The 22926-nt window shown below is 70.1% G+C and carries 23 protein-coding genes, 1 tRNA gene and 1 pseudogene; 9 read left to right on the top strand and 16 right to left on the bottom strand.

What is annotated here, in order from left to right; genetic code table 11:
• Positions 1-32: 32 nt before the first annotated feature.
• From ACFZDC_RS38825 to ACFZDC_RS38810, 4 genes are all read right to left on the bottom strand, one after another.
• Positions 33-680, bottom strand: coding sequence for an endonuclease (locus ACFZDC_RS38825; RefSeq protein ID WP_391331413.1), 648 nt, complete (start codon positions 678-680; stop codon positions 33-35).
• A 2-nt stretch (positions 681-682) separates the two neighbouring features.
• Positions 683-1027 (bottom strand): DUF3140 domain-containing protein, encoded by a 345-nt coding sequence (locus ACFZDC_RS38820; protein WP_391331412.1) that lies wholly within the window; start codon positions 1025-1027, stop codon positions 683-685.
• A 52-nt stretch (positions 1028-1079) separates the two neighbouring features.
• Complete coding sequence (locus tag ACFZDC_RS38815; RefSeq protein WP_391331467.1) at positions 1080-1565, bottom strand: ferritin-like domain-containing protein; 486 nt, start codon at positions 1563-1565, stop codon at positions 1080-1082.
• A gap of 124 nt (positions 1566-1689) precedes the next feature.
• The gene (locus tag ACFZDC_RS38810) at positions 1690-2487 is read right to left on the bottom strand and encodes an alpha/beta fold hydrolase (protein WP_391331411.1); all 798 of its coding nucleotides are present in this window, start codon (positions 2485-2487) and stop codon (positions 1690-1692) included.
• A 156-nt stretch (positions 2488-2643) separates the two neighbouring features.
• Between ACFZDC_RS38810 and ACFZDC_RS38805 the strand changes: the two genes are divergently transcribed.
• The 3 genes from ACFZDC_RS38805 (at position 2644) to ACFZDC_RS38795 (ending at position 6274) form a co-directional block, all read left to right on the top strand.
• A complete protein-coding gene (locus tag ACFZDC_RS38805) occupies positions 2644-3831 on the top strand; it encodes an acetyl-CoA C-acyltransferase (protein ID WP_391331409.1) in 1188 nt (395 codons plus the stop codon).
• A 71-nt stretch (positions 3832-3902) separates the two neighbouring features.
• Positions 3903-5414, top strand: a complete 1512-nt coding sequence (locus ACFZDC_RS38800) for an AMP-binding protein (protein WP_391331407.1) — start codon at positions 3903-3905, stop codon at positions 5412-5414.
• Positions 5415-5500: 86 nt separating this feature from the next.
• On the top strand, positions 5501-6274 hold the full coding sequence (locus ACFZDC_RS38795; RefSeq protein WP_391331405.1) for a TSUP family transporter: 774 nt from the start codon (positions 5501-5503) through the stop codon (positions 6272-6274).
• Here the strand turns inward: ACFZDC_RS38795 and ACFZDC_RS38790 are convergent.
• Positions 6263-6475, bottom strand: coding sequence for an HAD hydrolase-like protein (locus ACFZDC_RS38790; RefSeq protein ID WP_391331403.1), 213 nt, complete (start codon positions 6473-6475; stop codon positions 6263-6265). The genes ACFZDC_RS38795 and ACFZDC_RS38790 overlap by 12 nt on opposite strands.
• Before the next feature lie 60 nt (positions 6476-6535).
• Here ACFZDC_RS38790 and ACFZDC_RS38785 point away from each other — a divergent pair, with 60 nt between their 5' ends.
• Positions 6536-7282, top strand: coding sequence for a cobalt-precorrin-6A reductase (locus ACFZDC_RS38785; protein ID WP_391331402.1), 747 nt, complete (start codon positions 6536-6538; stop codon positions 7280-7282).
• 60 nt (positions 7283-7342) lie between these two features.
• Here ACFZDC_RS38785 and cobF read toward each other — a convergent pair whose 3' ends face one another.
• Positions 7343-8122, bottom strand: a complete 780-nt coding sequence (gene cobF / locus ACFZDC_RS38780) for a precorrin-6A synthase (deacetylating) (protein WP_391331401.1) — start codon at positions 8120-8122, stop codon at positions 7343-7345.
• Positions 8123-8184: 62 nt separating this feature from the next.
• On the bottom strand, positions 8185-8706 hold the full coding sequence (locus ACFZDC_RS38775) for a DUF309 domain-containing protein (RefSeq protein WP_391331399.1): 522 nt from the start codon (positions 8704-8706) through the stop codon (positions 8185-8187).
• Between the two features lie 105 nt (positions 8707-8811).
• Between ACFZDC_RS38775 and ACFZDC_RS38770 the strand changes: the two genes are divergently transcribed.
• Positions 8812-8885, top strand: a tRNA-Pro gene (locus tag ACFZDC_RS38770).
• A gap of 123 nt (positions 8886-9008) precedes the next feature.
• Here the strand turns inward: ACFZDC_RS38770 and ACFZDC_RS38765 are convergent.
• A complete protein-coding gene (locus tag ACFZDC_RS38765) occupies positions 9009-10406 on the bottom strand; it encodes an amino acid permease (protein ID WP_391331397.1) in 1398 nt (465 codons plus the stop codon).
• Between the two features lie 304 nt (positions 10407-10710).
• Positions 10711-11771: pseudogene (locus tag ACFZDC_RS38760) on the bottom strand (beta-galactosidase).
• Positions 11772-11999: 228 nt separating this feature from the next.
• On the opposite strand from ACFZDC_RS38760, the gene ACFZDC_RS38755 reads away from it, so the two are divergent.
• The 4 genes from ACFZDC_RS38755 (at position 12000) to ACFZDC_RS38740 (ending at position 14780) form a co-directional block, all read left to right on the top strand.
• Positions 12000-12581, top strand: coding sequence for a recombinase family protein (locus ACFZDC_RS38755; RefSeq protein WP_391331395.1), 582 nt, complete (start codon positions 12000-12002; stop codon positions 12579-12581).
• A gap of 41 nt (positions 12582-12622) precedes the next feature.
• Positions 12623-12820 carry a helix-turn-helix domain-containing protein gene (locus ACFZDC_RS38750; RefSeq protein WP_391331393.1) on the top strand — a complete coding sequence of 66 codons (198 nt, stop codon included), beginning with the start codon at positions 12623-12625 and terminating at the stop codon, positions 12818-12820.
• A 25-nt stretch (positions 12821-12845) separates the two neighbouring features.
• A complete protein-coding gene (locus ACFZDC_RS38745) occupies positions 12846-13097 on the top strand; it encodes a hypothetical protein (protein WP_391331391.1) in 252 nt (83 codons plus the stop codon).
• Positions 13098-13538: 441 nt separating this feature from the next.
• A complete protein-coding gene (locus ACFZDC_RS38740) occupies positions 13539-14780 on the top strand; it encodes a hypothetical protein (RefSeq protein WP_391331390.1) in 1242 nt (413 codons plus the stop codon).
• Between the two features lie 515 nt (positions 14781-15295).
• Here ACFZDC_RS38740 and ACFZDC_RS38735 read toward each other — a convergent pair.
• The 7 genes from ACFZDC_RS38735 to ACFZDC_RS38705 form a co-directional block, all read right to left on the bottom strand.
• A complete protein-coding gene (locus ACFZDC_RS38735) occupies positions 15296-17830 on the bottom strand; it encodes a Tn3 family transposase (RefSeq protein WP_391331389.1) in 2535 nt (844 codons plus the stop codon).
• The gene (locus ACFZDC_RS38730; protein WP_391331466.1) at positions 17782-18219 is read right to left on the bottom strand and encodes a DUF4158 domain-containing protein; all 438 of its coding nucleotides are present in this window, start codon (positions 18217-18219) and stop codon (positions 17782-17784) included. Before ACFZDC_RS38730 ends, ACFZDC_RS38735 begins: the two co-directional genes overlap by 49 nt.
• Positions 18220-18233: 14 nt before the next feature.
• Positions 18234-18389, bottom strand: a complete 156-nt coding sequence (locus ACFZDC_RS38725) for a hypothetical protein (RefSeq protein ID WP_391331473.1) — start codon at positions 18387-18389, stop codon at positions 18234-18236.
• A 147-nt stretch (positions 18390-18536) separates the two neighbouring features.
• Entirely contained in the window at positions 18537-19424 is an 888-nt protein-coding gene (locus ACFZDC_RS38720) for an ABC transporter permease subunit (RefSeq protein ID WP_391331387.1), read from the bottom strand.
• On the bottom strand, positions 19421-20401 hold the full coding sequence (locus ACFZDC_RS38715; protein ID WP_391331464.1) for an ABC transporter permease subunit: 981 nt from the start codon (positions 20399-20401) through the stop codon (positions 19421-19423). The genes ACFZDC_RS38720 and ACFZDC_RS38715 overlap by 4 nt, the downstream gene beginning before the upstream one ends.
• Before the next feature lie 8 nt (positions 20402-20409).
• Complete coding sequence (locus tag ACFZDC_RS38710) at positions 20410-21723, bottom strand: extracellular solute-binding protein (RefSeq protein ID WP_391331385.1); 1314 nt, start codon at positions 21721-21723, stop codon at positions 20410-20412.
• Positions 21724-21947: 224 nt separating this feature from the next.
• Positions 21948-22733: a UTRA domain-containing protein gene (locus ACFZDC_RS38705; protein ID WP_391331383.1), complete on the bottom strand. Its 786-nt coding sequence runs from the start codon at positions 22731-22733 to the stop codon at positions 21948-21950.
• Between the last annotated feature and the right edge of the window lie 193 nt (positions 22734-22926).

Raw genomic sequence — 22926 nt, 5'->3', positions numbered from 1 at the left:
TCATCCGGCGGCGTGCGAGCAGTCCGACACGATCATGAGGCGTGACGGAGACAGTCTTCGGCCACCCGCTTGTCCAGGCCGGCCCGGACCAACGCGGTCGCCAGCACGGCGGGTTCGGTGTCCCCGGCGAGCCCGGTCAGCCGGTCGGGGTCCTTCGGCAGGCCGAGCCGCCCCGCGCCGTCCAGCGCCTTGCCGTCGAGGTACGGTGCGACATCCGGCCACACGCGCTGCGCCTCACGCAGGAAGATGTCGGCGCCGGCCGGCCCGATCCCGGGTTCCTCCTGGAGCAGCCGCTTCAGCTCGCCGGTGTCGCCGTCCGCCTCCTGGTGCAGCCGACGCAGGTCCCCGCCCCAGCGTTCGGTCAACAGCTCGGCGCCGTCGCCGAGTTGGGTGGCGGTGCGCTCGTCGTAGCGCCGGTAGCCGCCCCGGCCCAGTGCGTCCACCCGCTGCTGCCAGTCGGCCTCGGCCATGCGGCGCGGGCTGTCCAGCTGGTCCTCGTGCAGGGCCCGGGCGGCGGCCACCGCGACAAAGGCGCGGATCCGCGCACTGAGCAGGAGGGACAGCACGAGCAGCCGGTACAGCGGCTGCGGGGTGTCCTTCAGACGGATGCCCGCCTCCTCGGCGTACGTCCGCCCGTACTCCGACAGCAGCGCGCGGACGACCCGTTCGTCGCGGTCCATGGCTAAGGCTTCAGCGGGTCGTGGCCCAGTGTCATCAGCCGGTGCCGGCGGCGGGTGTCCTCGGGCGTGGTCTCCGGCTCGGGTTCGTTCTCCATGTCGACCAGGTCACCGACCGTGTCGACCACCTTGTGCATCACCCGGACGTCGGCGTCGGTGAGGTCGGTGCGGCGCTTCTGGAGGATCGCGAGGACGTGCCGTCCGGTGGGCGTGCCCGCCTCCTCCGGCAGGGGCTCGGCCTCCTCGTCCGCGTCCCGGACCCTGAGCCATGCCGCGAGTTCCTGGGAGGTCATGTTCACCACGCGGTGGAAGTCCTCCCACAGTGCGTCGAGTTCGAGTGCGTCGGCCATGGGTGTCCCTTTCCGTGCGGGAGGGGTGTGCGTACCTGCTGCCCGGGTGGGGTCACTTGCCGTCGAGGGGCCAGTTCTCGGCCTCGAACATCCAGCGCTGCTTCTCCAGGTCGGCGGTGATGGAGATCAGCAGGTCCTGGGTGACGGGATCGGGCTTCTCGGTCGCCGCGATCCGCTCGCGCAGCCGGCCGATGGCCGCCTGCAGCGCCGACACCATCAGCTCCACCACCTCGGTGTCGCGCAGCCAGCCGTCCTTGGCGCCGGGCAGCGCGAAGGACGCGGCGACGGTCTCCGGCCGGCCGTCCGGCGGAACGCCCAGCGCGGAGGCGCGTTCGGCGACCGTGTCGGAGTGGGCGCGGGCCGTCTGGACGACCTCGTCCAGCTGGAGGTGGATCGACCGGAACCGCGGCCCCACGACGTTCCAGTGCGCCTGCTTCCCGACCAGCGACAGTCCGAGCAGGTCCACCAGGGTCTCCTGCAGAGCGGTCCCGGTGACGCCGAGCGCCTCTGCGGACAGCGTGCTCCTCACCACGGTCATGATGCGTACGTCCCCTTCGTTGAAGTTCGTCGAATCTCGTCGAATCCCGTCGCGTTCCGTCATGCGACCGAGGTTGCGTTCGGTGACGCGGGTGCCCGGGGCGAAGCGGGGCAAACGTGCCTGATCAGCCGGGGAGCACCCCGTCGAGGAAGCGGATCACCTCCGCGAAGACCGCTGCCCTGTCCGTCTCGTGGAACACCTCGTGCCGCGCACCGGCGAAGATCCGCTCGGTCGCCCGGCCACCGCCGAGCCGCTCCACCCCGACCCGGCTCCCGGGCATCGGTACCAACCGGTCGTCGTCCCCGTGCAGCCACAGCAGCGGGAGCGCGCCGACGTCCCCGCCCTCGGCGACGGTCTCCAGGGCTCGTACGAACGCCTCGAGTGTCGGCCGCTTCATCGGGCCGTGCCAGACCAGCGGGTCGGCGACGTACGCGGCGCCCACAGCGGGGTCGCGGGAGAGCGCGGCCGGGCTGATCGGGGCGTCGGGGATCTCGTCCAGGGCGAGCAGTCGTCCCGGCAGCTCCCAGACGCCGATCACCGGCCCGGACAGGACCAGTGCACTCAGTTCGGCGCCGTGGCGCTGGGCGTACCGGGCCGCGATCAGGCCACCCATGGAATGGCCGATCATGACGAGCGGCAGGCCCGGATGTGCGGCGCGGGCCAGGTCGGCCACGCGGTGCACATCCGTGACCACGTCCTCGAAGTCCTCGATCACCACCCGGTCGCCGGCCGACCTGCCGTGCCCGGCGTGGTCGGGCCCGTACACGGCCGCCCCGTGATCGGTGAGGACGCCCGCCAGTTCGTCGTACCGGCCCGCGTGCTCCCCGTACCCGTGCACCACGAGGGCCAGGTAGCGCGGATCCGGGTGCGGCCACTCGCGTACGGCGATCCCGGCGAGGAGGTGCTCGCGGACCTCGGTCATGTCTCCTCCAGCTGCCTCGGTGAGGGTTCCGTGGGATCTTCCCAGGGAGCCCCACGGAGGTCTATAGTCCAAAACTAGCAGTGCTAATTAAGTAGCTCTGCCGCACCACCGTAGGTCCGTGCTGATCCACAGCGTCGTCGGTCAGGAGTCCATGCCGTGCGTCCCGTCCACTTCGCGGCCGCCCGCCGCACCCCCATCGGCAAGCTGCGCGGAGCCCTGTCCGCCGTGCGGCCCGACGACCTCGCGGCGACCGTGATCCGCCACCTGGTCGGCGACGTGCCGGCACTGGACCCGGCCCGCGTCGACGACGTCTACTGGGGCGCCGCCAACCAGGCAGGGGAGGACAACCGCAACGTCGCCCGCATGGCCGCGCTGCTGGCCGGCCTGCCCGAGTCGGTGCCCGGCGCCACCGTCAACCGGCTGTGTGCCTCCGGCCTCGAAGCGGTCACCACCGCGGCGCGCACCATCGCCGCGGGCGAGGCCGACATCGTGATCGCGGGCGGCTCCGAGTCGATGAGCCGCGCCCCCTTCGTGCTGCCCCGCCCCGACGAAGCCCTGCCGCAGCGCATCGAGACCCACGACACCCGGCTCGGCTGGCGCCTGGTCAACCCGGCCATGAAGGATCTGCACGGCCTGCTCTCCATGGGCGAGACGGCCGAGGAGGTCGCCGAGCGGTACGGCATCTCCCGCAGCCGGCAGGACGAGTTCGCGCTGCGCAGCCATCAACTGGCCGCTGCCGCCCGCAAGAACGGTCACTTCGACGACGAACTCCTGCCCGTCGAGCGCCCGGACGGCATCACGGTCGAGCAGGACGAGTGCGTCCGCGAGGACACCTCCCTGGAGAAGCTGTCCCGCCTCAAGGCGGTCTTCCGCGCGGGCGGCACGGTCACGGCGGGCAACGCCTCGCCCATGAACGACGGTGCGGCAGGGCTCCTGCTGGTCAGCGAGGAGGCACTGAACGGGCTGGGCCTGGAGTCCCTCGGCCGGTACGTCGCCGGTGCCTCGGCGGGCGTTCACCCCGACGTCATGGGCATCGGCCCGGTCCCCGCCACCCGCAAGGCGCTCGCCCGGGCCGGCTGGCAGATCGGTGACCTCCAGGAAGCCGAGTTCAACGAGGCGTTCGCCGCGCAGGCACTCGCGTGCGTCGACCAACTGGGCATCGACCCGGAACGGGTGAACCCCAGCGGTGGCGCCATCGCCCTCGGCCACCCCCTCGGCTGCTCGGGTGCCCGCATCCTCACGACGCTGCTGCACCGGATGCGGCGCACCGGGGCCGAGCGGGGGCTGGCGACCATGTGTGTCGGGGTGGGGCAGGGGAGCGCGGTGCTGGTCGAGAGGCACTAGGTCTTCCAACGGGGGCTCCCCACACGGGGATTCGGTACACGAGCCGCAGCAAGGAAACGGAGCAGCACCCCATGGCAACCCTGTCCGTCGCCGCCATCCTCGCCGAGAACGCCAAGCGGCGTCCCGACAAGACCGCCCTCGTCGAGGGGGACCTGCGGCTCACGTTCGCCGACGTGTGGCGCAAGGCGCTGGGCCAGGCGGGTGCGCTCACCGGCCTCGGTGTGCGGCCGGGCGACCGGGTGGCCCTCATGGCCCCCAACACCGCCGAGTTCCCGGTCGCCTACTACGCCGTCGCCGCGGCCGGCGGGGTCGTCGTACCCGTGCACCTGCTGCTGTCGGCCGGGGAGGTGGAGCACGTCCTGAAGGACAGCGGTGCCACGCTGCTGCTGGTCCATCCGGCACAGGCGGCGACCGGGCGGGCCGCCGCCGAGGCCACCGGTGTACAGGTCCGCACCCTGGGCGAGGAGTTCGAGAAGCTCGCGGCCGACGCCGAGCCCCTGCCCTCCTACGTCACCCGCGCCGCCGACGACCCGGCGGTGATCTTCTACACCAGCGGTACGACCGGCGTCCCGAAGGGCGCCGTGCTCAGCCACTTCAACCTGGTGATGAACGCGACCGTCAACGCCTTCGACGCCAACGACATCCGCGCCGACGACATCGCGCTCGGCGCCCTGCCCCTCTTCCACGCCTTCGGCCAGAGCGTGTCGCTCAACTCCACGTGGCGGGCGGGTGCCACCCTCGTCCTGCTGCCCCGCTTCGACGCGGCCCGCGCCATCGAGCTGATGGTGAAGGAGGGCGTGAACACCTTCCAGGGGGTGCCGACCATGTTCGTGGCCCTGGCCGCGGCCGCCCCGGCCGCCGACGCCCTGCCCGAGCTGCGCGTGTGCATCTCCGGCGGGGCCTCACTGCCGGTGGCCGTACTGGAGCGGTTCGAGGCCGTGTTCGGGACGAAGGTCTACGAGGGGTACGGGCTGTCGGAGACCTCGCCGACGGCCACCGTCAACCAGCCCGTCTTCGGCACCAGGGCCGGCACCATCGGCCACCCCCTGTGGGGCATCGACGTGGAGATCGCCCGCGCCGAGGTGGAGGGCCGCATCGAACTGCTGCCGCCCGGTGAGCTGGGCGAGGTCGTCATCCGCGGCCACAACGTCTTCTCCGGCTACCTCGGCCGCCCCGAGGCCACCGCCGAGGCCGTCGTCGATGGCTGGTTCCGCACCGGGGACCTCGGCACCAAGGACGAGGACGGCTTCCTCAGGATCGTCGACCGCAAGAAGGACGTCATCATCCGCGGCGGCTACAACGTGTACCCGCGCGAGGTCGAGGAGGTCCTGATGCGGCACCCCGGGATCGCCCAGGTCGCCGTCATCGGCGTGCCCGACGAGCTGCACGGCGAGGAGGTGTGCGCGGTCGTCGTACCGGCCGAGGGCACCGCCCCGGACGCCGCCGGCATCGCCGAGTGGTCCAAGGAGCACCTGGGCCGCCACAAGTACCCGCGGCGCGTGGAGTTCGCGGACGCCCTGCCGCTCGGGCCGAGCATGAAGGTGCTCAAGCGGGAGCTGCGGGCGCGGTACATCGGGCGTTGAGGCGGGCGCGGTGCACCGGGCGTCAGGACCGCCCTGCGAGACGGTCCTTACGGCGCCCGATGCGTGCGCATAGCATCGGTCCCCGCATGAACACGATGACGCTCTGGCACATATCCGGCCGGGAGTTCGCCGCCCTGGCCTTCGCGGCGCTGCTCGTGGGCTTCTCCAAGACCGCCGTCAGCGGGGCCAACACGGTCAGCCTCGCTATCTTCGCGGCGGTCCTGCCCGCCCGCGCCTCCACCGGCGTGCTGCTGCCGGTCCTGATCGCGGGCGACGTCCTCGCCGTCCTCACCTACCGGCGGCACGCCCACTGGCCCACCCTGTGGCGGCTGTTCCCGGCGGTGGCGGCCGGCGTAGTCGTCGGCACGCTGTTCCTGGTGTGGGCCGACGACGGGGCCGTACGCACCTCGATCGGCGCGATCCTGCTGCTGATGGCCGGTGTCACGCTGCGGCGGCGGCGCCGGGTCGCGGCGGAGGGCGAGCCGGACGCGGTGACCGGCCGGGCGGGCCGGATGAAGGCCCGCTCGTACGGCGTCCTCGGCGGGTTCACGACGATGGTCGCGAACGCGGGCGGCCCGGTGATGTCGATGTATCTCCTTTCCGCGGGCTTCCGCAAGCTGGGCTTCCTCGGCACGTCGGCCTTCTTCTTCCTCATCGTGAACGTGTCCAAGGTGCCCTTCAGCGCGGGACTCGGCCTGATCGACGGCCGCTCACTGCTCCTTGACGCCGCGCTCCTGGTGTTCGTCGTGCCCGGTGCGTTGCTCGGCAAGTGGGCTGTGAACAGGATCAACCAGCGGTTGTTCGAGCAACTGGTGATCGCCGCGACCATCGTGGGCGGCGTCCAGCTGCTACTGCGCTAGCCCCAGCAGCGCCGGAAGATCCGCGAAGGACTCCAGCACCTGGTCGGGCGCGCCACGCGCACCCTCGTGCGTCTCCGGCCGGTACTTGCCCGTCCTGACCAGAACACCCGTGATACCGGCCTGTTGCGCCGCCAGTACGTCCGACTCGATGTCGTCGCCCACCATCAGCGCCTGGTCCGCGACGGCCCGCGCGGATTCCATGGCCGGACCCTAACGACCCGGGCGGCGGATCGGCCCGTACCACCTCGTACGCTCACTCCTATGTCCCCGCACGTCCTGATCCTCGGCGGCACGACCGAGGCCCGCCGCCTCGCCGCCGAGCTCGTCATCCGCCCCGGCGTCCGGGTCACCACCTCCCTGGCGGGCCGGGTCAGCCGCCCGGTAGCCCTGGCGGGCGAGGTACGGATCGGCGGCTTCGGCGGCGCGGCGGGCCTCGCCGAGTGGCTGCGCGCGCACCACGTGGACGCCCTGGTCGACGCCACCCACCCCTTCGCCGGGTCGATCACGGCGAACGCGGCCCGCGCGGCCTCGGTCACCGGAGTTCCCGCGGTCTTTCTGCGCCGCCCCGGCTGGCGCCCGGGCCCCGGCGACCGCTGGCACGACGCCGATTCCCTGGCCGGCGCCGCCGAGGCCCTGCCCCGCCTGGGCCGACGGGTGTTCCTCACCACCGGCCGCCTCGGCCTCGCGGCCTTCGCCCATCTGACGGACCTGCACTTCGTCACGCGCTCGGTGGAACCCCCCGAGCCGCCCCTGCCGCCGCACACCGAAGTGGTCCTGGCGCGCGGTCCGTTCACCGTCGCCGGGGAAACCGAGCTGCTGCTCGCCCACCGCATCGAGGTCCTGGTGACGAAGGACAGCGGCGGCGAGGCGACGGCCGCGAAGCTGACGGCCGCACGGGAACTCGGCCGGCCCGTGGTCGTCGTACGCCGGCCCGAGCTGCCGGACGGTGTGACGGCGGTGCCGGACGTGGCAGCCGTACTCGACCGGCTGGGGTTCGCCGGCCCCTGACCACCGAGACCCGGCCCGAGTCCTCCCGTCGCCCGCCGGGGCGCACCGTCGCCGTGCCGGTCAGCCTTCCCCGGTGCCCGGATGCCTGCGCAGCAGGTACGTGTCCATGATCCAGCCCTTGCGCTCCCGCGCCTGCGCCCGCAGCCGCTCGATGCGGGGGCCGGCCTCGGCGAGCGGTCCGGAGACGAGGATCTCGTCCGGGGTGCCCAGGTACGCGCCCCAGTAGATGTCGATGTCCTCCGCGGCGTACTTCCGGAACGCCTGGTGCGCGTCCAGCATCACGACGACGTCGTCCACCCCCTCCGGAAAGCCCTCCGCCAGCCGCCGCCCGGTGGTGATCTGCACCGGCCGGGCCACCCGGTTCAGTCCCGTGCGGTGCCGCGCGACCAGCGAGGAGACGCTGCTGATGCCGGGCACCACGTCGTACTCGAACGCCACCGCGCCCCGCTCCAGCACCTCCTCCAGGATCCCCAGCGTGCTGTCGTACAGCGACGGATCCCCCCACACCAGGAAGGCCCCGGTGCCGTCCTCGCCCAGTTCCTCGGCGATCAGCCGCTCGTAGATCCCGGCGCGCGCGCTGCGCCAGTCCTCCACGGCCGGCGAGTACGAGGCGCCGCCCGCCCTGCGGTCCCGCTCCGGGTCACGGGCCGCCACCACCCGGTACCCGCCCTCGGGCAGGTGTGTGTCCAGCATGTCCCGGCGGAGCTGGGTCAGATCGCTCTTCACCTCGCCCTTGTCGAGCAGGAAGAACACGTCCGTGCTCCGCAGTGCCTTGACCGCCTGCAGGGTCAGCTGGTCGGGGTCGCCCGCACCGATACCGATGACATGAATCTTTCGCACGCCCCGAGTCTGCCGTATGCCACTGACCGTGAGTGCAGCGCCTCCGTCCGCCCCGGAGCAGCTCAGGGACCGAGCCGCGGCGCCTCGGTCCGGGCGTCGACGGGCCCCGCCCCCCGCTCCACCCGCCCGGCCAGCTCCCGCGCCCACCCGACCAGAGCGGCGAGAGGGATCCCGTACGGCCGGTCCTCCCCGCTGACGACCGCCCACTCCTCGATCGCGCCCCCGCCCCGCCGCAGCAGCCGCGCCCCGCCGGTGGCGTTGCCGCGGGCCGCGTGGGTGAGCCCCACCGCCAGCTGGGCCAGCCCCCGCCACAGCGCGCGCTCGTCGTCGGGACCCGACTTCCACGCGTCCTCGAACACCTCGTGGGCGTGGAAGGGCCTTCCCGCGTCCAGCAGCGCCTGCGCCTGCGCGACCGTCTCCCGGGGGGTCCGTACGACCCCTTCCGGCTGCCGCGCGACCCCATCCGCCCCGTACGGCAGCGGCCGCCCCAGGCCGTCCCGTGGCCGGGCGTTGCGCGCCCGCCCCGCCGTGTCCCGGTCCCGGCCGTCCGGCGACCTCCCCGCCGCTGCGCCTGCGTTCGTCATACGACCGATTGTCCCCGCCCCGCCCCCGGCCCTCTTCGGCGCACCCCCGCGCGTGGGGTAAAGTGCTGTTCGCGCGATCACGCGGATCACCGCGAGTGAGCGCATCGGGACGTGGCGCAGCTTGGTAGCGCACTTGACTGGGGGTCAAGGGGTCGCAGGTTCAAATCCTGTCGTCCCGACGTGCGGCAACGTCGGTCGAGGGGCCGTGTCGGTGGATCTGACACGGCCCCTCGGTCGTTCCCGGGGCCGGTCGGCGGTCCCGGACGTCAGCCGCCGGGCCGGATCGGCCGTCCGAGACCGGATCAGGCCGTCCGCTGCCGCCGGGCCGCCATCACCGCGTAGACGATGATCCCCACGAACAGGAACAGCACGCCCTGGTACACCGCGGCGTAGCCCGCGCCCGCGACGAGCCAGATCGAGAAGGCGGCTGCGGCCGCGGTGACCACGGCGTCCCGGGCGAGCCGTGCCCGGTCGACCGCCTGACCTCGCCCGGCGACGAGGTGGAAGATCTGCGCGGCCGTGGCCAGCAGGTACGGCACGGTCGCGGTGAACGTGGTGACCAGGACCAGGATCTCGAAGACCTTCGCCGAGCCCGACACGTAGTTGTAGACGGTGAGCAGCGAGGCGAGGACGACCGTGACACCGACGCCGACGGTCGGCACGCCCCGCCGCCTGCGCGTGAAGGCGGCCGGGAACAGGCCGTCCCGTGCGGCGGCGTACGGGGTCTGGGCGCTCAGCAGCGTCCAGCCGTTGAGGCAGCCGGTCATCGACACCAGTGCGGCGAGCGCGACGGCCCAGCCGCCCCAGGTGCCGCCGAACATGGCGTTCACGGCGTCCGAGAAGGGCGCGGTGGACGTCACCAGACGGTCGTGCGCGACCGTGCCGAAGACGGACAGCGTGCCCACCAGGTACACGAGCGCGGCGGCCGCCGTGCCGATGACGGTGGCGCGGCCCACGTTGCGGCGGGCGTTCCTTACCTCGCCGGCGCTGACGGCGGCGGACTCCACGCCGAGGTAGGAGAAGAGCAGCAGGGCGGCGGAGGCGGACACCGCGCCGACGGCGCCGCCACCGGTGGCGTTGAACGGACCGAGCTTCGCCGGGTCGAAGAAGAACAGCCCGCCGACCGCGACGAGGAGCAGCGGGACGAACTTCAGCACGGTCGAGACCAGTTGGACGGCTCCCACGTAGCGGGTGCCGGCGAAGTTGGCGAGCGCGGGCAGCCACTGCAGCGTCAGCGCGGCCAGGCACGCGGTCCAGCGGTGGCCGCCCACCGGGATCAGTACGTCGAGGTAGCCGACGGCGGCCACGGCGAGCGCGGCGTTCGACACCCAGGTGGTGATCCAGTACGCCCAGGCGGCGAGGAAGCCGGCGAAGTCACCGAAGGCCTCGCGGGCGTAGACGTAGGGGCCGCCGGTGCGCGGGTCGCGTTCGGCGAGTCGGCCGAACACCAGGGCGAGCGCGATGGCGCCGACGGTCAGCACACCGAAGGCGACCAGGCTGACCGTGCCGTAGGCGGCGACGGAGGCCGGGAGCAGGAAGATGCCGCCACCGATGATGTTGCCCATGACCAGGGCGGTGGCGACGGGCAGACCGAAGCGGCGGGCGTGCCTGCCGGCGTCGCCGTGGGGGTCCTCGGCGGGAACCTCGGGGGTTCCCGAGGGGGCCGGAGCCGACCGCGGCGCGGTTCCGGTGACGTGCATGGGGGTGGGCCTCTCATCGAACTGACATTCCCAGGATCGCCGGGACGAGCCAATGGTCGGATATGCCCCGAGCCATCGCCAAATCGCCGTTTCTTGTCTCGTCGGGGGCGCCCAGTCATGCAAAAAATGCTCCACAGGGCCCTTGGGCTGGGAGAAATTGCGGACCAGGCGGGTGAGGAGGTCCGGCTCACCGGCCGCCGCGAAGCCGTGGCCGTGGGCGGACCGCCGCGGCCCGCTGCCCGGGCCGCCGAGCCCGCGCCGACGCGGACCCGACCGGGGAGCAGCGGGCCCGGCTCGACGCCGTTCACTGACCGCGCGGCTCCCGCACCGCCGCCACGTCCACCGGGGCCACGGTGACGGAGCCGGACGACGCCTTGCCGGTGAGGAGGTCCGTGGCGCCCGGTATCACCGGCACCGATGCGCCGTGCCCCGCGTGGTCGACGACGAAGAGGTAGTCCGCCTCCGGGGCCGTGCCTGCGGGCCACCTCCACACCGGGCGGGGCGGTGCGCACCGCCCCGCCCCCCCGCCTCGGTGCGGACGCAGTCCAGGAGGGCGGTCAGCGTGGCCGGGTCGGGCAGCGTGGCCAGGTACCAGGCCGCGCCGGTGCGGTACGCGTGCCGGGTGACCGCCGGGCGCCGGCGAGCACGCCGTCCGCGTACGCGGCGACCGCCTCGGCGCCCTCCAACCGCAGCCGCTCCGACCACAGCGCGCCCGTGGAGCCCTCGGGCACCGCGCCGCTCAGACCGACCCGCTCGGCGGGGAGGAGGGGGAACGCTTGGTCGGAGCGTACGCCCAGCACCTCCCGGAACGCCCCCGGGTAACCGCCCAGTCGCACGTGGCAGTGTGGCCACCTTCGACGCCCTCGACTACGGGCGCTGGGCACCGGAGCTGGACATCGTTGCCACCTGATGTCCACCGACCCCGTGCCACATGGCGACGGCCGGATGGTCCGCGTACCGCTCGGCCGGCGCGCCCGCGATGCGCAGGGCGGCCTCGCGGTAGGCGGGGCTGGACGGGCAGAACGTCTGGCGGCTGCCGTAGGAGACGGTACGGCCGTCCCGGTCGACCGGCAGTGCCTCGGGGTGGGCGCGGAAGAACCACGCCGGAGGCGCCGCCGTGGGCGTGACCAGGTCGGCGGCGATGCCGTTCCCGTGCAGCCGATCGAGGATCCGGTCCATGCGCGAGAAGTCGTACACGCCCTCGGACGGCTCCAGCAGCGCCCAGGAGAAGATGCCGACGCTGACCAAGGTCACCCCGGCCTCCCGCATCAGGCGCATGTCCTCGGCCCCCACCTCCTCGGGCCACTGCTCGGGGTTGTAGTCGCCGCCGTGGGCGAGGCCGGGGACGGACAGGGTGCGTTTCAGCGTTTTTTCTTCGTCCCCTTTCACGGGGTCGGCCGAGATACGGCCGAAAGGGATAGCAGGGTCTCTTGATGCCTGTTCATGCCTGTTCATGCCTGTTCGTAAGGGGTTCCTTCAACGATCGCTCACGATCTTGAATGCTGGGAGGCGACGACCTGCACGGTCGCCGTCTCATTTAGGGTGTCCGATGATCTGTACGGTCAGCGGGGGCTATCCGTACATTCCCGAGGCATGAGCGGACTTCTCGCGGGCTACGCCCGCTGTTCGACCGCCATGCAGGACCTGACCGCCCAGCGGGAGATCCTGATCAGCCTCGGCGTCCCCGAAGATCGGATCTACTTGGACAAGAGGATGACCGGTACCAACCGCGACCGGCCCGGTCTGGACCAGGCCCGCGCCTCGGTTCGCGCCGGGGACACCCTCGTAGTGCCGAAGCTCGACCGACTGGCGCGCTCCGTGCCCGACGCGCGCGACATCGGCGACTCCCTCGTCACCCGCGGCGTCAAGCTGTCGCTGGGCGGTACGATCTACGACCCGGCTGACCCGATGGGGAAGATGTTCTTCAACATCCTGGCCACCTTCGCCGAGTTCGAGGTGGATCTCCTGCGCTTGAGGACGCGCGAGGGCATGGCCGTCGCGCGGGCGAAGGGGAAGCTGAAGGGCAAGCAGCCCAAGCTGACCGCTCGCCAGCAGGCCCACCTCGTCAAGGAGCACGCTTCGGGCGAGCACACCATCGCCGACCTCGCCGAGATCTTCTCCGTCAGCCGCGCGACGGTGTACCGGGTCCACGAACGCGCCAGGACCGTCGGCTGACACCGGGTCCATAATTCATCGCTGCTGGTCAGCGATATCCGGTGGTTTTGCGGCGGACGCTACGGCGACCCCTCGAGACAAAGGCCCAGTACGAGGCGGGGACTTCGATCCGCGCCCTCGCTGAATCCACCGGCCGCTCATACGGAGGGGTCCACGGCCTCCTCGCCGATGCCGGAGTGGTGTTCCGCTCGCGCGGCGGCGTGGTGCGTGACGTTGCGGCTTCGCCGGACGCGGTGTGAGTCGGTCGGCCTGTAGGAGGCGTTGATGGTGGGGATGCCGACTCCCGGTGATGTGCAGTGGGTGCGGGCGAAGCAGTTGGAGGAGGCCGCGGCAGAGAACGAGCGGAACCGGCTGGCCAAACAAGCGCGCAAGGCCCGCCTCGCGCTGCCGCCGGAGGAACGCCTGGCGGCGCGGGCTGCGAGTATCGAGGCGAAGTGGGCGATGCCCGCCGAGGAGGTCAAGGCCGCGCAGCAGGCAGAAGTAACGCTCGTTGCAGAGGTAGAAGAGAGTGGCTGAGCTCCCGGGGATAACTGAAGGCCTGGCGGATCCTTACCAAGCTCCGCACCGACCCCCGCCGCGCCACCGCCCTCCTGTGTTCTCCTCGTCCTGACGAACCTCGAAGCCGGACGATGACGGACGATCAAGACCGCAGACTCCCGCCCGCCACCAGCACGAGCACCCCCCGGCCGAGCGCCACGCCGAGCGCCTACGTCGACCGGACCGCAAGAGGTGACACCTGACCGCAGGACACTCGCGATGGGACTCACCCGTCACCGCGGAGTTCAACAGCCTCGAGGGCCGCGAACGGGTGAACCGCTCGCTTGTCCCGCTGTCAACTGTATGTAATCGGTAAGTCGCTCCTTATGCTCCTCGCGTCGCGGCCATGCAGTCGAGGCCAACGGCACATAGTCGACAGAGGGAGACAAGATGAGGTACGCGTCACTGCGGAGACCGGCCATGGTTGTCGGCCTGGCCGCGAGCCTGGCTGGCTTTCCGTCCATCGCACACGCCGCCACATTTCACATCAGCTGTGGCGATACCGCCGGGCTGCGCAATGCCATCACGGCACTCAACAACCCGACTGGCGGCACCATCGAGTTGGAAGAGCGGTGTACGTACACATTCACCGACTCGGTCGACGGGAATAACGCGCTGCCGCAGATCACGGGGAAGATCACCATTGTCGGTGACGACACGACCATCGCGCGGGGCAGCAGCGGGGGTAACACGGAGGATCTCTTCCGACTGTTCGAGGTCGATGGAAGCGGCGACCTCACGTTGCGCGGAGTCACGGTCAGCGGCGGTCACGTCAATGCAGACCCCAACACGGGCGACGGCGGCGGCATCAAGACCGAGGGACGGCTGACGCTGGTGAACAGCGCCGTCACCGGCAACACCATCGACGGCGCAACCGACGGCGGCGGCATCCAGATCGAAGGCGGAACGACGACACTGCGCAACAGCACCGTCGCCAACAACACCGCCCCCGATGTCGGCGCCGACGGCGGCGGCATCAGCGTGAACTCCAACGGGGCCCTGACCCTGAAACACACAAGGGTCACCGGCAACAGCAGTCGCGAGGACGGCGGCGGTGTCATCAGCCAGGGCACCGTAAAGATCGAGGACGACAGCGTCATCAGCCACAACAGCGCTGGGGATGACGGCGGTGGCATCCAGAACAACAAGGGCACCCTGCGGATCGAGGACAGCGTCCTCAGCGACAACACCGTTGCAAGCGCAATCTGCACGGAACCGCCCTGCGTGGCAGGGGACGGCGGCGGCATCAACAACGGCGGGACCCTGACGCTGAAGGGGACCAAGATCACCCATAATTTCGCCGGCCGCGACGGCGGCGCCATCAACAACGATCAAGGCGGTTCGCTCGACAGCGATCGCACCACTGTCTCGGAGAACGTCGCTGCTCGAAGGGGTGGTGGCATCAACAACGAGGGGCAGGCGAAAGCCAAGGAGACCAAGATCGAGGAGAACTCCGCGGGCGGCGACGGCGGAGGCATCTACAACGAAAATGCGCTGTCGCCCACCACCTTCGAGCTCGACGACAGCACGGTCACACGGAACCGGGCTGCCGGCAACGGCGGCGGCATCTTCAACGAAACAGGCGCCGTCATCAGGCTCAACGAGACCACGGTCAAGAGGAACAAGCCCAACAACTGCTTCCCCACGGGTTGCACGGGCTGACCGAGCAAGGGCGTCCTCTGCCGGACGAGCAGAGCCCCTGGTACCTGTCGGGCCGTAGCGCCGTCGACCTGCAGGGCGGTCACGGCGAGGACTTGGCGCACGCCACGCAGGGGCATGGCCGTTGCCACTGCCCGGTGGCGTCCGCCGGCGCACTGAGTGCGGGGCCGACAGCACCGAACGCCTGCGACCTGCGCCGCCACCGGCTCGGCCGCCGTTTCGGCAGCGAGCTGTTCGGCCATCCGATGCCAGACCCGTTCGGCGACGGCGAGTTCGTCGCGCTCGGCCCTCACTCCGCGAGTTGCTTGGCCAGCTGGTCTTCAAGCTCGTCCAGTTCCGCTCGCCGCGCGTCTACGCAAACTCGGCCTGTCTCTGGCCCGCGAGCGAGGGAGAGACGCACCCGCCCGTACTGCTCCCGTCTACGAGCGATCACCGCGTAAGGTGATGAAGCCGTCGGCCCCGGACACTGCCCCCGTGGGGCACCGCCGGGGCCAGCTGCTGCTGTACGCAGGGGGTTCTCACGCCTTAGCCCGCTGTTCATCCTCTGCCTCGAACTCGACGTCCAGGTGCGGGTCGAACGCATCGGGCCGCGCCGTCAGCTCGGTGGTGGCGTACGAACCGAACCGCATGATGTGGTCGGTCAGGTACGGGCTGATCGCGGCCAGGTCCTCCCCGGTGATCTGCCAGCCCTCCGCCTGGAGCTCGCGGACCACATCCATAAGGTCCAGGGTCGTATGGAAGATCACGCAGTTGGCGAGCAGAGATGTCAGCTTCACCGCCTTCTCCTGCTCGACCGGGTCGTTCTCGGCGATCACCCCGCCGTTGCAGAACGCCAGCCAGTCGGTGAAGTTGTTGAAGGACTTCACCTTGTTGGTGGCCGCCGTCACCCGGCGGCGCAGCGAGGGGTCCGAGATGCACTTGAGCAGCTGCACGGTGGCGACCGCCCGGCCGACCTCGCGGAAGGCGCGGTAGATCTGGTTGCGGTGGGAGTTGCTGCCCAGACGCCGCAGCAGCAGTGGCGAGGCCAGGGTGCCCTCCCGGATCGCGATCGACACGCGCATGAGATCGCGCCAATGGGCCTCGATCAGCCGCCAGTCGATGACGTTGCGCCCGCCCTGATCGAACAGGACGTCGATGTGCCGGTAGCGGGCGCTGGCGGAGGGCCGGTAGAAGGTGCGGTCCTTCCAGTTCCGTATCCTCGGCATCAGCTCAAACCCCATCAAATGGGCCAGACAGAAGACCGGGAACGACTGGCCCTGCGTATCCGCGTGGATCGTGTCCGGCTTCATCTCGGAGGCGTTCTTCAGCAGCCCGTCAATGATGTACACGGCCTCCCACACGCCACAGGGCACGAATCTGGAGAAGAGCGCGATGTACTGATCCGATATGTGGTGGTACGCGATTCCGCCGAATCCTCCGTACCGAATGCTCGACTCGGCGAGCAGGTTGTCGATGAAGGTGTCCATCTGGGTGCCGTCTGCCGCCACGCTGGTTCCGTCGCCCCACGCCTTGACCAAGTCCAGGCGCATGAACGCGTTGACCACGTCGGTGATCGCCTCGTTGATCTTGTCGACGCTCAAGTGCCGGTTCGTGAGCGCGCCCAGCTCGTGCGCGGACACCCCCGAGATGTGCCGCGCGGCCTCGGCGAACGTCATGTTGATGCCACCCACGAAGGTGGTCAGCACGTACCGGCCGAACGGGTCCTTCAGCTTCGGGTCGCTGCCGGAGGCCGGGCCGAACCGGCGCCACCACTCCACCCAGTACGCCGTGCGCGACAAGATGCCCAGCAGGGTGCGCTCCGGCATCCGCGCCTTGACCTCGGCCTCCAGCGCCTCCGCCATCGCGCTGACGCCCTTGGCCCGCTGCTTGCGCAGCACCGGAACCCCATTCTCGTCGATGACCAGGTCCGCGTTGTCCGGATACCCGGAATCCACCTCCGCCGCGGTCCTCTCCAGCCGCTCACGCAGGGCCGCGGTGAACCCCGCAGCCGTGTCCGGCAGACCGGTCTCCTCGCACAACTGCGCCAGCTTCGGCCCGCACTCCTCCCAGTCGGGCAGCTGCTCCAGCCAGTTGAAGGTGTCCGAGCCGGTGATGGCCACATCGCCGGTCCGCAGGTGCTCGGCCAGGTAGGTGAACACCAGCGTCTCGAAGCGCCGACGGTCCAGCATGCCCGGCCTGCGGCGGTCCCTCACGGCCCGCTGCCAGTTCTGCGACGCGAAACCCAGGTCCAGCGGCTGGCCCTCGTACAGCTCCGAGATGTACTCGCGGGTCGCGCTCTGGTGGACCCGCGCGTGCGCCAGAGCGTCCAGGACCCGCCGGTCCTCACTGACCGCCTCGAACTCCAGGGTGCCCACCAGGTCGAACATCGGCGCCCGGTCCCGCTTGTAGAAGCGGGCGACGAGCACCTCGTGGTTGTTGCCGTGGTGCGCGGCCACCGCCTCGATGTCAGCGAACTCCGCCGCGAACGAGCCCGAGCTCTGCACCGCCGTCTGCGCCAGCGCCAGCGCGGCGGCCCGCTTCGCGGCCAGCGCCCGCGCCGTCCTGCGGCGGGCCTTCTTCCCCGCCGGGAACGGCACCGGCACCCCATCCGCACCGCGCGGTACGAGGTCGGCGGGGTCGATCCGCTCCAGCACCGTCCGGTAGGTGCCGATCATCCGCTCCACCAGCGCCTGCTGCTGCTTGCGGATCTCCTCCAGCTCGTCCTTCGCGTTCTTCAGCTTGGCCGCCACCCGCTTGCAGAACATCTCCGAGAGGTCGTCCCGAGCCCGCCGACGGGCCGCGTGCACCAGACAGGCCAGCAGCGCGATGAGCTTGCCCGTCTCGTAGTCCCGCAGCTCCGCCGCGTCCAGCGCACCGGCCTCGGCCGCGAAGTCGGCGATCTTCCCCGGCGCGATCCCCTCCAACCACGTATCGGTGTCCCCAAGCCCGTCCACCCACTGAAGCTGCTTGTGCTGCTCCTTCAGATGACTCCAGCTCGGGCGCTTCGCGGGCTTCTTCAGCCGGTTCAGCCCGCTCTTGCGGTCCAGCCCGCCCACCTCCAGCAGAGCTTGCACGCGGCCCGGTCCTCCATGGTCATGCGGGACTTGACAGTGGCGAAGATGTCCTCGTTCACCTCCCGACGGACCCGGGCAGCCATCTCGTCCAGCGTGCGGAACGCCGGCAGCTCACAGGTCGCCCGGACAAGCTCCTCCAGCGCGACGTTGATCAGGTCCGGCGGGTTGTTCTTCACCAGCGCCGCCCGCCGGATCGCCTCCTCGGCGATCCGGCGGGCCCGCTCCTGGTCGTAGGAGATGCCCTGCCGCTCGCGCACCAGCTTGCGGTGCAGCTTGGCAGTGTTGGCCGACTCATAGTGCGGCCCGGTGCCCTCGGGCAGCTCCAGCGCGCCGCGCACGTGCTCCACCACCGTCTCGGGAACCTCGGCGGCTTTCGGGAAGTAGCCCAGCTTCTGGTAGCACTTCAGCGCCAGGGCCAGGGCGAGCAGGTGATCCTCGGAAGGGTCCGCTCCTGTACCCAGTCGATCTCCTCGCGCTTCGGGGTGAAGAAGACGTGCATCTCGCGCGCCGACATCAGCCGCTTGAACCGCGGGTACGCGGTCCGTTCTATCGAGGTCACGCCGCCGGTCCCCGCCCCATACGAAAACGATCACTTCCGCGCGGGACCGTACCAGGGCGATCACCAGCCGATACGACTGCCCCGGACAACCCCGCTGCTATCCCTTTCGGCCGTATCTCGGCTGACCCTCTTTCACGTGCGTGCTGCTCAGCCCTTGCTGGAGCCCAGGGTCAGGCCGCTGACGAACTGTCGCTGGAGCACGAAGTACACGACCAGCGTCGGGATCGCGGTGAGCAGGGCGCCCGCGGCGACCAGGTTGGGGTCGGTGAAGTACTGGCCGGAGAGGTTGTTCAGGGCCGAGGTGATCGGCATGTTCTGGCCGGTCGAGATCAGCACCAGGGCCCAGAAGAAGTCGTTGTAGATCCAGATCGACAGCAGGGTCGCCAGGGCCGCCATCGCCGGCTTGCACAGCGGCAGCGTGATCTGCCAGTACAGCCGCCACACCGAGGCGCCGTCGACCAGCGCGGCCTCGGTCAGCTCGTGCGGCAGGGAGCGCATGTAGTTGCTCAGCACGAACGCGCAGAAGCCGGACTGGAACGCCACGTGGATCAGCACGAGCCCGAGCGCGGAGTCGTACAGCTTGCCGCTCGCCGTGACGCCGGGCAGGTTCGTCAGCAGGTACAGCCGGTACAGCGGGGTGATGATGACCTGCTGCGGCAGCAGGTTGCCCGCCGTGAAGACCAGCAGCAGCGCCAGGTTGACCCGGAAGTCGAAGCGGCTGACGTAGAAGGCGACACAGGAGGACAGGAACAGCGTCAGCAGCACGGCCGGTACGGCGATGATCAGTGTGTTGCCGAAGTAGTGCAGCATGTCCGACTGCTGGAAGGCGTTCGTGAAGTTGTCCAGGTTCAACGTGTCCGGCCAGGACACGTAACCCTTCGCGCTGGTCTCGCTGTACGGGCGCAGCGCCGAGAAGATCGCCCACAGCAGCGGGGCGAGCCACGCCAGGGCCGTCCCCGCGAGGAAGACGTGCAGCAGGACCCGGGCGGGGCGGACCGGAGCGCGCCGCTTCAGCGGGAGAGTGGTGCTGCTCATGCGCGCCGCTCCTTCCGGAAGGTGGCGATCAGATACGGGATGATCACCGCGAGGGAGATCACGAGGAGGACGACGGCGATGGCCGACCCGTAACCGATGCGGCTGGACTCGCCGATGATGTTGTTGGTCACCAGGATCGACAGCAACTCGGTGCCCTGCGCGCCCTTGTTGAAGACGAAGACCAGGTCGAAGGCGCGCAGCGCCTCGATGATGGTGACGACCAGGACGACCGTGTTGGTCGGGCGCAGGGTCGGGAAGATGACGTTCTTGAACGTCTGCCACTCGCCCGCGCCGTCCAGCGCCGAGGCCTCGCGCAGCGACGGGTCGACGCTCTTCAGGCCGGCCAGGTACAGGATCATCATGTAGCCGGTGTGCCGCCAGGACGCGGCGATCAGGACCGCCCACAGGTTGAGTTCGGGGTCGCCGATCCAGTCGATGTAGTGGCCGGGCCTGTTGGCGCCGATGATGCTGTTGATCAGGCCTGTGTCCGGGTTGTAGACGAGCTGCCAGACGAAGCCGATGCAGGCCATCGAGATGACGACCGGCAGGAAGAACGCGGTCTGGTAGACCCTGCTGAACCGGATCTTCTTGTCCAGCTGCACGGCCAGCAAGAGGCCGAGCGGCGTCGGGATGAGGATGAGCACCACGAACCAGATGACGTTGTGCTCGACGGCGGGCCAGAACTGCGGGTTGTCGTTGAAGAGCTGCTTGAAGTTGTCCAGGCCCACCCACTTGATCGAGTCGAACCCGATGCCGTCCCAGGTGGTGAAGGCGAGGAAGAGCGAGGCGATGGCGGTGACCCAGACCAGGGCCACGTGCAGGACCGTGGGCACGCCCGCCATCAGGGCGAGCGTGAACCGGTCGCGGCGGGTCAGCAGGCGCCGGTGCCCCTGCGTGGCCCGCTTTTTCCCGAGCGCGGTGTCCGGAGGCGGCACGGCGGCCGCCTTCGGGGTCTTCGTCGTCGTATCGGTGGTCATGAGGCTGCTCACGAGGACGTGAAGATCTGCTTCTTCTGGCGCTCGATGGACGACAGCAGGCCGTCCACGCCCTTGGGGTTCTGGAGGAACTGCTGCAGCCCGGGCTGCATCACCGTGGAGGTGAAGTCCGGGCGGGAGTCGCGGTCCATGAACTGGGTGAGGCTCTTGGCGCCGCTGATCATCGTGAACGCCTTCTTCTGCAGGGCCGAGTACGACGAGGTGTCGGCCTTGCTGGAGGCGGCCACCACACTGGAGTCGGCCTTGAGGTAGATCTGCTCGGCCTCCGGCGTGCCCAGGTACTCGAGGAGCTTCACCACACCCGCGTGGTTCTTCGGGGCCTTGCTGACCATGAAGCCGTCGGTGGGCGCCTCGACGGTGTCCTGGCCGTACGCGGAGTTGAGCTCCGGGAAGGCGAAGAAGTCCAGGTCGTCCAGGTCGGCCTTGTTGGTGAACTGCTGGGCGACGAAGGAGCCGAGGAGGTACATGCCGGCCTTCTTCGCAACCAGCGACTGGGCGGCGTCCTGCCAGGTGCGGCCCATGAAGCCGTCCTGGTGGTAGGGGAGGATCTCGGCCCAGTGGTCGAAGGCGGCCTTCACCTTGGGGTCGGTCCAGGCGGCCTTGCCCGCCATCAGGTCCACGTGGAAGTCGTAGCCGTTGAGACGGAAGTTGATCTGGTCGAAGGTGCCCATCGCCGGCCAGGCGTCCTTGTCGCCGAAGGCGAGCGGGACCAGGCCGTCCTTCTTCATCTGCTTGCACAGGGCGACGAACTCGTCCCAGGTGGTGGGGACTTCGTAGCCGTGCTGCCGGAAGACGCTCTTGCGGTAGAAGATCGCCCACGGGTACGTGTACAGCGGCACGAAGTAGTACTTGCCGTCCTCGCCCTCGCTGAGCTTCTTCATCGGGTCGGGGAAGTTGTCCCCGATCTTCGCCCACACGTCGTCGATCGGCGAGGCGAGCTTCTTGGCCGCGAAGAACTGCATGCGGTACCCGGCGAACCAGTTGAACACGTCGTCCGGCGTGCCCTGGAGGTAGGAGTTGATCTGCTCCTGGAAGGTGTTGTGGTCCTTGGTGTTGACGTCGACCGTGATGCCGGACTGCTTCTTGAAGGCCGCGTAGATCTCGGCGAACGCCTTCTTCGGCACCGCGTCCGAGGCGTTGGAACCGAGAGTGACGGTCTTCGGGTCGGAGGACGAGCCACTGCCGCCACAGGCGGACAGCAGGGGTATGCCGGCACCGGCGAGGAGAGCGGCACCGCCCGCTCCGCGCAGCAGCGAACGACGGCTGGGACCCGGGACGGAAAGACCGGAGGGGGAGAGGCGCATGGCGGCTCCTGAGGAATGCAGGGTTCGGTCAAGGGGATGAGCCGATCCCCGAAAGGTCCTCGAAACCGATCAGAAACCAACTCGACCGAACAGCGTGGGCGTAATAACAGCCTCACATCCGCTCATGAGTCAATAGGTCTGGGCGTACTGGGATGTCTCTTGCCCGAAACGTAATCGTCACCGTCACCTGCAACTTTGTTGAAGACAGAGGGCGGCGTTCCGCTTCAGGGCCTGACCAGCAACTGGAAGTCGAAGGCGTAGCGCGAGGCCCGATAGACATGGGTGCCGTACTCCACCGGCCGGCCGGTGTCGTCGTAGGCGGTGCGCCGCATGGTGAGCAGGGCCGCGCCTTCCCTCTCGTCCAGCAGGGCGGCCTCGGCGGCCGTGGCGTTGCGGGCGCCGACGGACTGGCGGGCGCTGTGCAGCGTGATGCCCGCCGAGCGCATCATCCGGTACAGGCCCGTCGACTCCAGGCGCTCGGTGCCGAGTTCGAGCAGCGCCGAGGGCAGGTAGTTGCACAGGAACGCCACCGGCCGGCCGTGGGTGCAGCGCAGCCGTTCCAGCACCGTCACCTCGGTGCCCTCCGCGACGGCGAGCGCCGCGGCGACGTCGGCGGTCGCGGGGACGCGCTCGTTGCGCAGCACCCGGGTGGTCGGGGCCTGTCCGGCCGACTCCAGGTCGTCGTAGAGACTGCTCAGTTCCAGGGGCCGTCTGACCTGACTGTGCACCACCTGCGTGCCGACGCCGCGGCGGCGTACCAAGAGCCCCTTGTCGACCAGGGACTGGATGGCCTGGCGGACGGTGGGCCGGGACAGGCCGAGGCGGACGGACAGGTCGACCTCGTTGCCCAGGAGAGTGCCCGGGGCGAGGATCCCGTGTTCGATGGCCGCCTCCAACTGCTGGGCGAGCTGGTAGTAGAGCGGCACCGGACTCGTGCGGTCCAGGACGAAGTCCACGGAGTCGACAGCGCGGACGGTCGCCGGACGTGAGGGATTGCGGGGCCTCGTCACCGGGACACCTCCTTCCAGAGCGCGGACGGTGGGGAGTTCACAGGTGCCGGCGGCGGCCGGCGACCTGGCGTTCGCAGTCCTCGCGGGGGCGTACGGCGGCCCCGTTATGTTTTCTGCGGTCCTGCAACGGGGCCGCTGGCCTCCGGGCCCGGCATGGCTGTTGCCCCCTGTCGATCGGATGACCTGGGGGGTG

Source organism: Streptomyces sp. NPDC007905 (assembly GCF_042959345.1).
In the GTDB taxonomy this organism is placed as follows: Bacteria; Actinomycetota; Actinomycetes; order Streptomycetales; family Streptomycetaceae; genus Streptomyces.
Note: the sequence above shows the minus strand (reverse complement) of the source record. Positions and strands in the feature narration are given on the sequence as shown.

Excerpts from the sequence above, each read along its gene's own strand:
- ACFZDC_RS38825 (WP_391331413.1), bottom strand. The coding sequence starts at position 680 with ATGGACCGCGACGAACGGGTCGTCCGCGCGCTGCTGTCGGAGTACGGG.
- ACFZDC_RS38820 (WP_391331412.1), bottom strand. The coding sequence starts at position 1,027 with ATGGCCGACGCACTCGAACTCGACGCACTGTGGGAGGACTTCCACCGC.
- ACFZDC_RS38815 (WP_391331467.1), bottom strand. The coding sequence starts at position 1,565 with ATGACCGTGGTGAGGAGCACGCTGTCCGCAGAGGCGCTCGGCGTCACC.
- ACFZDC_RS38810 (WP_391331411.1), bottom strand. The coding sequence starts at position 2,487 with ATGACCGAGGTCCGCGAGCACCTCCTCGCCGGGATCGCCGTACGCGAG.
- ACFZDC_RS38800 (WP_391331407.1), top strand. The coding sequence starts at position 3,903 with ATGGCAACCCTGTCCGTCGCCGCCATCCTCGCCGAGAACGCCAAGCGG.
- ACFZDC_RS38795 (WP_391331405.1), top strand. The coding sequence starts at position 5,501 with ATGAACACGATGACGCTCTGGCACATATCCGGCCGGGAGTTCGCCGCC.
- ACFZDC_RS38790 (WP_391331403.1), bottom strand. The coding sequence starts at position 6,475 with ATGGAATCCGCGCGGGCCGTCGCGGACCAGGCGCTGATGGTGGGCGAC.
- ACFZDC_RS38785 (WP_391331402.1), top strand. The coding sequence starts at position 6,536 with ATGTCCCCGCACGTCCTGATCCTCGGCGGCACGACCGAGGCCCGCCGC.
- ACFZDC_RS38775 (WP_391331399.1), bottom strand. The coding sequence starts at position 8,706 with ATGACGAACGCAGGCGCAGCGGCGGGGAGGTCGCCGGACGGCCGGGAC.
- ACFZDC_RS38765 (WP_391331397.1), bottom strand. The coding sequence starts at position 10,406 with ATGCACGTCACCGGAACCGCGCCGCGGTCGGCTCCGGCCCCCTCGGGA.
- ACFZDC_RS38755 (WP_391331395.1), top strand. The coding sequence starts at position 12,000 with ATGAGCGGACTTCTCGCGGGCTACGCCCGCTGTTCGACCGCCATGCAG.
- ACFZDC_RS38745 (WP_391331391.1), top strand. The coding sequence starts at position 12,846 with ATGGTGGGGATGCCGACTCCCGGTGATGTGCAGTGGGTGCGGGCGAAG.
- ACFZDC_RS38740 (WP_391331390.1), top strand. The coding sequence starts at position 13,539 with ATGGTTGTCGGCCTGGCCGCGAGCCTGGCTGGCTTTCCGTCCATCGCA.
- ACFZDC_RS38720 (WP_391331387.1), bottom strand. The coding sequence starts at position 19,424 with ATGAGCAGCACCACTCTCCCGCTGAAGCGGCGCGCTCCGGTCCGCCCC.
- ACFZDC_RS38715 (WP_391331464.1), bottom strand. The coding sequence starts at position 20,401 with ATGACCACCGATACGACGACGAAGACCCCGAAGGCGGCCGCCGTGCCG.
- ACFZDC_RS38710 (WP_391331385.1), bottom strand. The coding sequence starts at position 21,723 with ATGCGCCTCTCCCCCTCCGGTCTTTCCGTCCCGGGTCCCAGCCGTCGT.